This is a genomic window from Micromonospora tarensis, assembly GCF_016803395.1.
Lineage (GTDB): Bacteria > Actinomycetota > Actinomycetes > Mycobacteriales > Micromonosporaceae > Micromonospora > Micromonospora tarensis.
In genome coordinates this window covers 1-11,790 of the sequence record NZ_JAEVHL010000203.1, presented here as the reverse complement: position 1 = coordinate 11,790, position 11,790 = coordinate 1, and the positions used below count along the sequence as shown (strand labels likewise).

Below are 11,790 nucleotides of genomic sequence, written 5' to 3'. Positions count from 1 at the left end.
CCATCTTCCGACGCCAGCACCAAGCCGACGCCAAGATCAGCCACTACGCCCGACAAGCCCTCATCGAGCCCTGAAACGGATCTCCTGCTGGAGTACTAGGAGGCTGTAGTCGATGGCCTCGCACCCGTATGCGCGGATCCAACCCGCGTGCGGATGGTGGTGGCGGGCGCCCATCGGATGCGGATCCACGCCGCCCGATCGGTGGCGGCCTTCGTGAGTGAGCCGGTATTTCAGCCCTCGTCGGCCCGGGGCGCTTACCCCAGCCGACGAGCACCTTCGGTGAGTGCTGCAGCGAGGGAACCGCACGGTGGGCATGTCATGCACAAAAATAAAGCGGATGCGCTAGAGTCCTGGCTGGATCTGAAGTGTCAGTCTCTCTGGAGGGCTAGTTGAGCGAGGAATCGCCGGTCTCGGCTTGGCGCGGTCACACTTCGGGCAGGACGCTGAGGTGGTGCGGCGTGGCCTTGTGGAAGGGCTGCACCACGCGCAGCAGCGGGCTGTGTTGATCCAGGAGATGTCGGGTCTACCGTCCAAGCAGCCGTACGGCGGTATGTGGCCGGCAACGTACAAGTCTCTGGAGGAGCAACTTGTAGGCCTTGAGGGGGCGTACAAGTTCCGGCCGCCGAATGCCTCGTACAACCTGATGGTCGTCCGAGAGCGGCTGTTGCTGCCCTTCAAGCTCGCCGACAACCTGAACGTGCCGGTGAAGCAGGCCCGCTTGGCGACGAAGATCGGTCTGAACCTGTCGCTTGCGCTTTCCGCAGCGCAGCCGCCGGATGACCTGCTGAGCCTTCTGGGCGAGGACTTCGACTTCGACCCGGTGGCAGTGGTCAACGAACTTGTTCACCTGAGCCCCGCCACCAAGATTATCTACGTGCCCTACGTTGCTCACGCCGATGCCGGCCTGCTGAAGTCCTGGTGGGGTGAGGGCCTCATGCAGTCCGACGGCACGATCGCCTGGCTTCTCGGCCAGCCGGAGGAGCTGCCAGCGGCTAAGGGCGCCACGCCGGAAGGCTCGACCGGCGCGTTCTCGGGGCTGGCGAAGGTTGGAGGCTCGGGGCGAGCCTTCGACGAGGGTGACCTGCCCGCGCTCGACTTCCCGACGCACTCGCGTCCGGTAGAGGCGCCGACGGCTGAGCGGGAGCCGGAGCCGGGAAAGCCCACCGCGAACAACCGCGATGCGTAAGCACGAACAACTCCGACTCATCACACCGATTGTTGCCGCTGGTGGGACGGCAACGCCTGCCGCCATCGCCGACGGATTTGACCCCGGCCGGCTGACCCAGGCCCGGCAACTCGCAGCCATGACCAAGAAGGCACTCGCCGACCGGATCGGCATCACGGCAGCGGCCATCGGACAGTACGAGCTCGGACTAACCAAACCCCGACCTGAGTTGATCGGGCCACTCGCCGCAGTCCTCAGCGTGCCCCCACCGTTCTTCCTCAGAGGCCGCCCCCATGCCCGCCTCGACGCGTCTATGGCTCACTTCCGCAGCTTGCGAGCGACGCGGGCATATCAGCGAGCGAAGGCGATCTCCTTCACCGAACTGGTGTGGGAACTGACCTACGCGCTGGAGAAGCGAGTCCAGCTTCCCTGGATCGACCTACCCGGCTTCGCCGGCGGCGAGGTGCACTCCGGGACCGAACTTCCCCGCGACCCAGCCGCCGCGGCCCAAGCGCTACGCGCCCACTGGAAACTCGGCAACGGGCCGATGAGTCACCTCGTCCGTCGGATGGAAGCCCACGGTATCGTCACCGTCACTCCACCAGCTGACGACGACGCCACCACCGTCGACGCCTTCTCCACCTCACGCCTGCCCCGGCCGGTTGCGGTCTTAACCCCGAATCGCGCAAACAACGTCTACCGCCATCGTTTCAGTGCCGCCCACGAACTCGGCCACCTCGTACTCCATGGCGACACCGCGCCCGGTGACATCCAACAGGAACGTGAAGCCGACACCTTCGCGGCCGAGTTCCTCACGCCCCGCAACAGCATCCTGCCCGCCCTCCCCGGCCGCGCCGACCTAGGCAAACTCGCCGAGCTTCAACGCGAGTGGGGAGTCTCGGTCAAATCGCTGCTGTACCGATGTCGCGAGCTGGGGCTGCTGTCCGACTCCGCCTCCAGCCGTGCACACCAAAGACTGCACCTCTTGGCCGATCAGCCAGGCTTCCGTGCCGAACCCGCGGCTGCCTATCCGGGTGAGCAGCCGGCTATGCTCAGCCGGGCTTTCGACCTGGCTACCGGCAACGGCCTGACGATGCAGGCGCTCGCCGAAGAACTCGCGTGGCCGCTGCCCTGGGTGAGAATGTTGCTGGGCGTAGCCGACCAGCGACCGGTCCTCAAACTGGTGCGGTAGACGATTGATCTCGCGCAACCGCGTCGGCGACGATCGGGTGGTGATCCGTGGGTGATCGGATGTCGACGACGATTGCAGTACAGCGGGAACCAAGCACGGCACGCCGGGCGGATCGTCACCAGCCACTCGATCGTCGGCCGAGTTGTCATCGATGACGGTTCGTCGCTGGGACGAGATCGGGCCCACCGGTGAGGGCAGCCGCCTGTTCACGGTCAACGCACTGGCCCTGCCCGGCATCGCGGCACCAGTGTGGTTGCTCGATCCGGTCGCCGCCGCCTGAAAACTTGACGAGGAGGAACGCGTCCTCGGCTCGGGCTTCCATCACGTACTCCCGCAGGTACCAGTCTCCAAACAAGGCGTTGCAGGAAGGGCAACTGAAGGCGGTGTAGGAACCTCTGGCGGTCGCGCTGTAACGGGATCCGAGATTGGCGAGCGGCACACCCAGACGATCCGCCTCCATCGCCACGCGGCGACGCACGTCGGGCCGGGCTTCCGGGCGATCCTTTGCCCAGATCAACGCATGGCGGATCTCGGCTCTCGTTCCGCACGGTCCGTCGATGATCTTCCGATCAACCTCCCAGAACAGCGAGACCCTGCCGCACCCATAGCAGGGGTACTCGAAGCAGGACAGCTGCGTGATGGCCGGCTGACCAGTCGCCACGTGGGTACGAAAACCGATCCGGCCGGTGAGCAGACCGATGACGGTGTCGGCCAACGGCATCGCGGTGCCGTTTACGACCGTGGTGACGCTGTCGGCAGCGAAGGCGGTGTGAAACACGGGCAGGTCGCGACGTGGAAGCGGGACGCTGCGCTCGTACCGGGTAAACCACACGCCGTGGACACGGTCGGCGGCATACCGATGCTGACGGTGTTCGAACTGGGCCCGGGTCTGCGCACTCCACTGGACTTCGAATGCGAACCTGCTGGTCCCTCCGGTGGCCAAAACGTCGGCGACCCAACCTTCTCCACGCGCCTCCGGTTCGGCGTCCCATCCGGCTGCCCGAGCGGCCTGCACGATGATGTTCTTGGCGTACAGGTGCTGACCGGTCTCAGCTGGATGGGATGCGCAGTCACTCGCTGCCCTGTGCGCAAAATGCCGCACACCGAGCTTGCTCGTGCGCAGGTACGCCACAGCACCGCAGTACGGCAGCCGCACGGAACACCGGCCCGCTCGAACGTCCGTCCGTAGCGACTGCCATTGCTCGTCAGACTGCAGCGTGCTGACCGTCCGTACGCCATCGACCATCGCGAGAAGAGGCACAGGTACATGTTCGGTGCCGGGTACGACAGTTCCGTGTAGCTGTGCCCAGCGGTTGTGGTAGCCCCTACCGGCAACCATGGGCAGGGTACGTGCGGTTCCTGAAGCCCGGCCGGCCCGCTCGCAGCGACCATGTCCTTTCACGACGACCCATCGGCAACCCTCGGCTGGCTGATCCCTCGGCTCGTCAGCGTTGATGAGCAGAGACGTAGCGACGTGCTGTCGGCCGAGGGCGTGGGCAACTTGAAGCGCTTGTCAGCCCCCTCGCGACTCCCCAAGCACCTACAGGGAAGAGGCGACGACCGCGGAATGCCGCACCGCGACGCACCGGACGTTAATAGCGGCGCGACAGGCTCGCCACGGTCGGCGCTCTTCTGCACATCGCCGTGGTGTCACTGGCCGCGGCTCGCTTCCGGCGCGGGCGCACTACCGCCGGCGCTACGCGGCGGCGAACTAGTTTGCCGATACGGTGAGCTGTCCGGATGATGCGAATGCCAACCCGTCGGCAGTGCAGGAGGCACGGTGCGCGCCACGTTGATGGATCGTGCGGACGGTGATCAGATCGACCTGATCTTGACGCATCCGGCACACCAGGAGACCCTGCGCGCATTGATCGATCTGATTCGGGCATCACGCGCCTGCCGCTCTGCCGAGGACTTGTACCATTTCCAGGGTCGCCTCCGCGGCATGGTCCTTGACACCGAACGGCACCGCGCCGCGATCAGCCAGCAGATCAAACGCCTGGATAGGCACCGCAACCTCACCGCTGACGCGCCCGAACTCGGCACAGCCCTCGACCGTACCGACCGGAGATCCTGGGTGTTGGAAGGCGACGTCTACGAGCGGATCTGGCGCCAGCTCAAGTCGATCGCGGACGCACTCGCCTGGAGAGTCTTCGGCTACCAGCGCAACATCATCGTGGCGCTGTCGCGCGCCGACGCTCCCGGCCCGATGTACGGCAAGACCGGCCTGGCTACAGAGCTGGAGGTCATCGAGACCGCGTGGCGCGAGAGCCAAGAGTTCGTGCTGCACCACGACCTGACCAACGTCATCCGTGTTGGCGACCTCACCGTCCTTGACCGTGACGGCTGGGCCTGGCTCCGCGAGATCAAGACCAATCAGCGGTATCGGGTTCCTGCCCAGGAGCGGCTGCTGGCCGACACCTCGCAGGTCCTCGCCGACGAGACCGGCACGTTGCCCAGCGGCTACGTACCAGTACGCACCACCATCGATTACCGCACGGACTTGGCGGGCCTGCGTGACATCCTCGCCTTGGCGCATGCGCGGACGGGTATCGCCGGAGGCGTGGTCTCGTCCGGTCGCGCGGTCGTGGCGGCCAGTCAATTCACCGCCGCCGGCCGGTACACCGCTGAGGAGTTCGGCACTCGCTTCAGCGCCGAACTCGCCCGGGTCCGCCGCCGCATCGGCGCCGACAACCCCGGACACACCCTGACGCTGCTGAGCATCGACCAAGCCGGCCGTACCCTCGTGCGCCCACCCTGGGCGATCTACCCGATCGAAGCCGAGGTCGCGGCCAGCCTCATCGCCGACGGCATGTTCTTCGCCGTCTGCATGAACCCGAACACGATCCTCGAATCGCTGGCCAAGGCCGGTGTCGAAGCGTCCTGGCTGCAGCGTCTCGACGGCACCGAGGACCCCTCGAAGCCGTTGTTGAACGTCGCCGTACGGTCGGGCAACCGGCTCTGGTCGACATCCCTGAACTTCGCCGCAATCGCGGAGCTGATGCTCGAGCTGATCGACCTCCGCACCTGGAGCCAGCAGGTCGCCGCGATGCTCAGTGGCGAGTTCGCTGCCGGCACGCGGCCCTGGCCGTGCTTCGCCAGGGAGGCCAGAGTCTGGGCCTGATTGCCCGGACGCCGGCTGTTGGCTCGGTGCCATCGCCCGGCGGATCGGATCGACTCGCGAAGTGGCAATGGCGCCGTCAGACAAGGTTAGGCCGTTGTGATCAGCGCTGAGCGTCTGTTCTCGGCGCTGCCGGTCAGCAGGGTGAACTCGTACTCTCCCCCGCCGTCAGGCGTCATCGCGTAGCCGGAGTACGCGCCGGTGAGCGCGGGTGGGGCGTCGTAGCGGTGTGACGTTAGATGTACGTCCAGCCGTTGTCGACCAGCCGTACGTACGCGATGCCGTGGGCCTTGGCTAGGTCTAAGGACACGGACCGGTTGTGCGACGGGTGTTCACCACCAACGGCGCCTGACCTTGATCTCGCGTACGGGTATCACGGAGGGGTGTAGGGGGCGTTCGACGACGGGGCGCATCGTATGGGGTGTGATGCGGTCGCGTTCGTGATCCTCCGCGAACCGGGCAGCCTGTTCGTGTTCGCCGAGGTTGTCCAGAGCCTTGAGGAGGTCGGTTACCAGGATGTCGAGGCGGTGGGTTTCGGCTTCGGCGGCGAGAAACCGTTCGTGATGGGTGACTGCCCGGTGGCCGCACCACTGGCGTAGTAGTTCGCGGCGGGGCCGGTCGTGGCGGCGGCACCAGTCGTACTCCCATTCCGGTGAGGTCGACCGGTTGTCGAGGCCGACGCGGTGGGCGCCGCCGAACTTGCATTTGTGGCGGGACTGGGCTTCCTGCTCGATGACGAGGTCGAGGACCTGGCTCGGATGGGCACGGCACGCGGCCTCGACCAGTTCGAGGGTGCCGGCCGGTGACAGGATGGTCCGACCGTCGTGGTCGAACCATTCAGCCGAGGCGAGGATGTCGTCGATCGGGCCGCCGATGATCTCGCACAGCCGGGCCCTGTCGCGGATGTCGGTGGCGCATGACACCGGGGACCAGAGCAATTCGGCTACGTCATCGCTGATCAAGAGGCTGAAGATTTCCTCGACGCAGGCTTCCTCTGTACGGTCGAGGCTCAGATCGTCGATGCGTTGCCAGTTCGCCATCAGCGCGTCGAAGGTCCCGACCTCGCTCCACGGCACCCGCAGCCGCGAGCCGGGGACCTTCTCCACCCGTTCGTCGGGGTCGTCGAGGAATCCAATCTCAAGGCGGGCGCTGGTCTTCTTCGGCTCGACGGCCAGGATGCGGACGCGTTCGGACGGTCCGTGGTCCGACTGCCGGTACGCCCATTCGTCGCCGACCGTGAAGCGAAAGGGGTCGATTCTCATCCAGCCGTCCTTCGGGTAAGCGTCGCTTGTTGCGTGGTAACGGGTCGTGCTGGCGGTTCACGCCGCGATGGCGGCAGGTCCCGGCGCAGGCTCGTGCGCATCCAGCCGGAGTGTGGTGACGGTTGAGGTATCGACGCGCTTCACTCGCCGCGGTGGAGCAGCCCGTGGTGCCACGATTCCGCCTTCCGGCGGATGCCGGCTTGGGCCTGCCGGTCGTGATCAGGGCGGTGCTCCTTGCGTGGTCCGTGAGGGCCCCAGTCACGGAGGAACGGGCGCAGGTCGTCGGATCCGGGTTCGGGGTTGTAGTCAATGTCAGCCAGCACACGGGGACTGAGGACGGGGTCGATCCGGTCGGCGGCGACCCTGCCCCACGCGACCCAACTGGCGAGGTACCCGCCGGTGCCGGTGCGCCCCTCGGCCGCTTGTTCAAGGGCGGTGCAGAACGCGCGGATGTCAGCTGCGGTGGTCCACGCCTGGTAGGCGTTGCGGAAGGTTTCCGCGCGGATCTTTTCGGCGGCCCGGACGCGGGCCTCGGTCATCGCGGCGTGCCATTGCGCGAGGGTCGCCTCCTCCTGCCGTCTGCGCTCGGCCGCAGCTTCGTCCTGCCGCCGCCGGTGCTCGGCCGCGGCCTTCTCCTGCGCGGCTTCGGCTGCCCGCCGTTGCTGTTCGTCGGCGGTGACGCCAGCCTCGAACCCTTCGATGATCTGCGCGACGCGCTGTTCCAGACGTACGCGTGCGGTGTCGGTCCAGGTGTCCCGGTTGTCATGTCCGGCCCGGGCGATCTCCAAGCGGAGCCTGCCGGAGTCGACGACGTCGAACTCCGCGGGTTTCATCCAAGGCCGCAGGCGCAGCACCTTCAGCTCCTCGGCGGTGGGTTCGTGCGGGACCTGGTCGCGTTCCTCGGTCAGGGTGACCGTGCGTCGAACCTGCCCGGCCTGGAGGAACACCCGCGGGTGTTTCGCCTTGGTGTTGACCCCGAGCCGATGCCCACGCCGGGCCGCCTCGCCGGCGAGCTGACGGATCAGCAGCAACGCCCGGGGCAGTAGGTCCGGGCTGACGGCGAGGTTGGCCGGATCGGCTTCGAGGGCGCTGAACGCCAGATGCGGGTCGGTGGTGACACGTCGGGTGTTGAGCCGGATCCGGTTCCAGTCGGTCTCGTCCGGACCGGCATCGGTGTAGAGGCGGATGACGATGTCGCCGGCGTCGCGGCCAGTGTGGCGCAGGTGGTGGCCCGAGGGCACAAGTCCCTGCTGCTTGAACGCGTGGATGATCCGGCGGTACCGGGCCCGCGTTCCACTGTCGGGACTCTCGATACGGACCATGCCGCCCTCGTACTGTAGACGGTCGAGCAGTTCGCGAGCCGCTCGCAGCAGGTCCGCCGACGAAGCGCCGCCGGCGATGCCGCCGGGTGCCGGCGTCTCGGGCCGCGGGAGGGAAGCACGGTGGTCGGGATGATCGGGATGGTGCCCATGTTCGAGGTAGAAGCGACCGGCATCGGTCGAGCACGCCCTCCACGCCCCTGCCTTGCGTGTCACCCTCACCAGGTTCCGGTCCTGGAGCGCATGCGCCGACCGGCGGTACTCGACGCCGTCGGGGCCGCTGAGGTCATCGCCGCCGTGGATCCGGCGAAGCAGGTCGAGCTGCCGCTCATTGAGCGAATCCCATCGCTGCACCACCCGACAGTAAGGGGGCACCGCGTACTCGATGGAGCTGCACACGACCGCATTTGGCAGCCCGGTCCGAAAATGGACCGAACTGTCGGCTCCGCCGCCCTGCACGACGACTCCGCACCGCGCCGGCCATGGTGTCACTTGTCGACGGTTGGCATGATGAGGCCATGGGACGTGCACGCCTTTGGACGATCGTCGCTGTGGGAGGCGTTGCGTCGCTTGCTTTAGCGCTATCCGCCGTGCTGTTCGGACTCCGGGGTGTCGAAGTCGCCAGCTGGCTGGCAGGGGTGGCCAGCTCCGTGGTCGCGGTCGCGGCATTGTTGGGAGCGCGATCCTATGGTCCTGGCGCAGACTCTGAGTGCAGGCCAGACCCGGCCGTTTCCGTGCGTGCCTCTGGTGCACGGTCGGTCGCGGTGGGTGGCCATGTCGGCGGAATCGTTTCCATAGGCGATGGCTCTTCGCCCCGTCAGCAGCGGTGAGCCCTCGACGGAAAAGTGAAGGGCCACCGACTTCAGCGGAAACGCGGTCGTCGGTGGAGGCGGCCGGCGCCCAGTCGGTTGCGATCGGTGGCGATCTCGCCGGGATCGTCTCGACCGGGTCGGGCACAACTAACGTCCAGGTGACGGCGGCACAGGCAATGGTCTTGCCCCCAGCCGCGCTACTGCCGCCCCGTCAGATCGAGGCCCCACACGGTCTGGTGAACCTTCCGGTACGTCCGCGGTTTTTCATCGGCCGTACTGCGCTGCTGGATCGTCTCAACGCGCATCTGGCGGCCCCGGCTAAAGTGGTAGTTCAGGCCGTGCATGGCCTCGGCGGGGTAGGCAAGAGCACCCTTGCCGCCCGGTGGGCAGCGGGCCGAACGCGCGATTTCAACCCGGTCTGGTGGATAGCAGCTGACACCCCTGCCATGATCGACGCAGGCCTCGTCAGCTTGGCGGTTGCATTGCAGCCGGAACTGAGCGGACTGTTGCCGACAGAGGCACTCCGCGAGCGCGCCCTGCAATGGTTGGCCAGTCACCAGGATTGGCTGCTGATCCTGGACAACGTTACAGACCCCGCTGACCTAACTGGGCTGCTCGCCCGCTGCCCAAGTGGCCGATTCCTCGTCACCAGTCGGCGGGCGACCGGCTGGACCGGCCTGTCCGCCACAATCCGGCTAAAGGTGCTGGACCTCGATGAGGCGGTACAGCTAGTCGCAGCCACACTGCGGGACCACTCTGACGAGCCGAACCTACCTGGCATAGCTGAAGTCTGCACGGAGCTAGGATGCCTTCCCCTCGCGGTCGAACAGGCCGCTAGCTTCATGTCGGAGGCTGGGATCGCGCCCCGCGACTACCTCTCGATGCTCGCCGCCTACCCCGCGACCATGTATTCAGCAGCCGGCGAGGGGCGGGACGCTGAACGGACCATCGCCCGGATCTGGCGCGTCACCCTTGACCGTTTCGTAGACCAGCCGCTCGTCGCCCACACGCTGAGGGTACTGGCTTGGTACTCCTCTGAAGCGATTCCTAGGGCCCTGCTTGATGGATTGGCTGCGCCACCGGCCATCGCTAAGGCGATCGGTCGGCTTGCGGCCTTCAACATGCTCAGCACCGACATCCGCGCCGGGACGGTGACCCTGCACCGACTGGTGCAAGCTGTCGCTCGTACGGTTGATCCGGATGACCCGCACCGGCAAGCAGACGACATTGAGGCGGCACGGCAATTCGCCGTCGACGCCCTCATCGCTGCTCTTCCCAGCGACCGGCATGATCCGGCATCGTGGCCGGCATACCGCTCCCTGATCGTTCACGTCGAGGCGTTCGCCCGGCATTCTCCTCAGCACCCCGACTCAGTCACCGGTGTCCTGCTCACCGAACTCGGCGCCTTCCTCACCGAGCAGGGCGCCGTGCGACGGGCCACCATGCATCTCAAACGAGGCGTGGCCGCCCTGCGCGATGGCGAGGAGCACGATCCTCTAAGCGTGCTGGGCGCCCAGACCAAACTGGCCAACGCCTACCTCGCCGCCGGCGACCTGAAGCGAGCGGTTTCGCTACACGAGCAGATCCTCGCCGAGACTCAGCGAATCGTCGGTGGTGACAACCCTCAGACCATGACTGCTGCTAACAACCTCGCTGCCTCCTACCGGGCGGCCGGCAGCCTCAAGCGTGCGCTTCCGCTGCTCGAACAGACTCTCGCCAACAGCCGTCGAGTCCACGGCGATAACAACCCCCAGACACTGGCGTTAGCCAACAACCTGGCCTCCGTTCTTGAGGGTAAGGGCGATCTGAAACGTGCGATTGACCTCCAGCAACAGATCGTGACGGGGTACGTCGAACTGCTTGGCGCTGATCACCCGGACACCCTTACCGCCAGGAACAACCTGGCCTGCTCGCTGGCGAGGGCCGGGGATCTGCAGCGGGCGACGTCTCTTCACGAGGAGGTGCTTGAGGGTCGTCGCCGGGTACTCGGCGACGATCACCCAGCTACGCTCGCATCCGCAAATGATCTAGCGGGTGATTATGAGGCCACCGGGGATAGGGTGCGAGGCTTCAAGCTCTACCGACGTACGTACGACGACCGTCGCCGGGTTCTTGGTGAGGAACACCCCGACACTTTGACTTCTGCCAGCGACCTTGCCGATACATACATCCAGGTTGGCAACTTCGCACGTGGCATCCCCTTGAACGAGAAGACACTGGCGGCGCGCCGTCGGATTCTTGGCGACGACCACCCAGACACGTTGCAGTCCGCCGGTAATCTTGCGGATGCCTACGCTGCGGCCGGCCGTCCAGATAAAGCTGTCCCGTTGAGCGAACGGGCCTTAGCCGAGCGTCGCAGAGTCCTTGGCGAACACCACCCCCAGACCCTGATCTCGGCGGTACACGTCGCCTGCGCCTACCACCTCGATGGGCGCGGCGACCAGGCATCCGTCTTGGCCGAACAGACATACGCAACCGCTCTTCGCGTTCTAGGGGCGGATCATCCGTTCACGCTGAAAGTCGCGCTGCTACGCGCCTCGCTGTCCAAACTTCGGCGCTAACTTGGTCACTGGGGTGCTCCATCGGCCGCGTTTGCTCAACGCGCCATCGCTGGAGCAGGGCGTCCCAGCCGGGGAACGCGGCGTCAGAAACCCTCGGCGGACGATTGCCTCTGAAGGTGCGCAGACTACGTCGGGGCGTCGTAACGATCCAACCGCATCGAGTCACGGAGTCCACGGGCGATGTCCAGCAACGCCCGCTCGGCCTTGTTCAGCATGGGAAGGTGGTCCAGTTCCTCGCGGGAACTGCCGCGGATTTCATCTAGGTCGTGTTTCGTAGGGCCCGGAGCCATTGGTTGATGGCGGCGATGGTGAGGGTGGCTTCGTAGCGCACGGCGAGTTTGTCGTACCTGGTGGCCAT

Annotated in this window: 7 protein-coding genes; 4 read left to right on the top strand and 3 right to left on the bottom strand. The window is 66.2% G+C overall.

Annotated elements, in window-relative coordinates; translation table 11 throughout:
* The first annotated feature begins 448 nt into the window (after positions 1-448).
* A complete protein-coding gene (locus JM949_RS27600) occupies positions 449-1,186 on the top strand; it encodes a hypothetical protein (protein ID WP_203151140.1) in 738 nt (245 codons plus the stop codon).
* A complete protein-coding gene (locus tag JM949_RS27595; protein ID WP_203151139.1) occupies positions 1,179-2,357 on the top strand; it encodes a helix-turn-helix domain-containing protein in 1,179 nt (392 codons plus the stop codon). The genes JM949_RS27600 and JM949_RS27595 overlap by 8 nt, the downstream gene beginning before the upstream one ends.
* Positions 2,358-2,502: 145 nt before the next feature.
* On the opposite strand, the gene JM949_RS27590 is transcribed toward JM949_RS27595, so the two are convergent.
* Complete coding sequence (locus tag JM949_RS27590; RefSeq protein ID WP_238433993.1) at positions 2,503-3,489, bottom strand: competence protein CoiA family protein; 987 nt, start codon at positions 3,487-3,489, stop codon at positions 2,503-2,505.
* 648 nt (positions 3,490-4,137) lie between these two features.
* Between JM949_RS27590 and JM949_RS27585 the strand changes: the two genes are divergently transcribed.
* The gene (locus JM949_RS27585; RefSeq protein ID WP_203151137.1) at positions 4,138-5,481 is read left to right on the top strand and encodes a hypothetical protein; all 1,344 of its coding nucleotides are present in this window, start codon (positions 4,138-4,140) and stop codon (positions 5,479-5,481) included.
* Positions 5,482-5,810: 329 nt separating this feature from the next.
* Here JM949_RS27585 and JM949_RS27580 read toward each other — a convergent pair whose 3' ends face one another.
* Positions 5,811-6,740: a hypothetical protein gene (locus JM949_RS27580; protein ID WP_203151136.1), complete on the bottom strand. Its 930-nt coding sequence runs from the start codon at positions 6,738-6,740 to the stop codon at positions 5,811-5,813.
* Between the two features lie 140 nt (positions 6,741-6,880).
* Entirely contained in the window at positions 6,881-8,518 is a 1,638-nt protein-coding gene (locus JM949_RS27575; protein ID WP_203151135.1) for a hypothetical protein, read from the bottom strand.
* A gap of 424 nt (positions 8,519-8,942) precedes the next feature.
* On the opposite strand from JM949_RS27575, the gene JM949_RS27570 reads away from it, so the two are divergent.
* Positions 8,943-11,432 carry a tetratricopeptide repeat protein gene (locus JM949_RS27570; RefSeq protein ID WP_203151134.1) on the top strand — a complete coding sequence of 830 codons (2,490 nt, stop codon included), beginning with the start codon at positions 8,943-8,945 and terminating at the stop codon, positions 11,430-11,432.
* Positions 11,433-11,790: the final 358 nt, after the last annotated feature.

What these genes read in the sequence shown, in the direction of transcription:
- JM949_RS27595 (WP_203151139.1), top strand. Translation starts at nt 1,179, where the DNA reads ATGCGTAAGCACGAACAACTCCGACTCATCACACCGATTGTTGCCGCT.
- JM949_RS27580 (WP_203151136.1), bottom strand. Translation starts at nt 6,740, where the DNA reads ATGAGAATCGACCCCTTTCGCTTCACGGTCGGCGACGAATGGGCGTAC.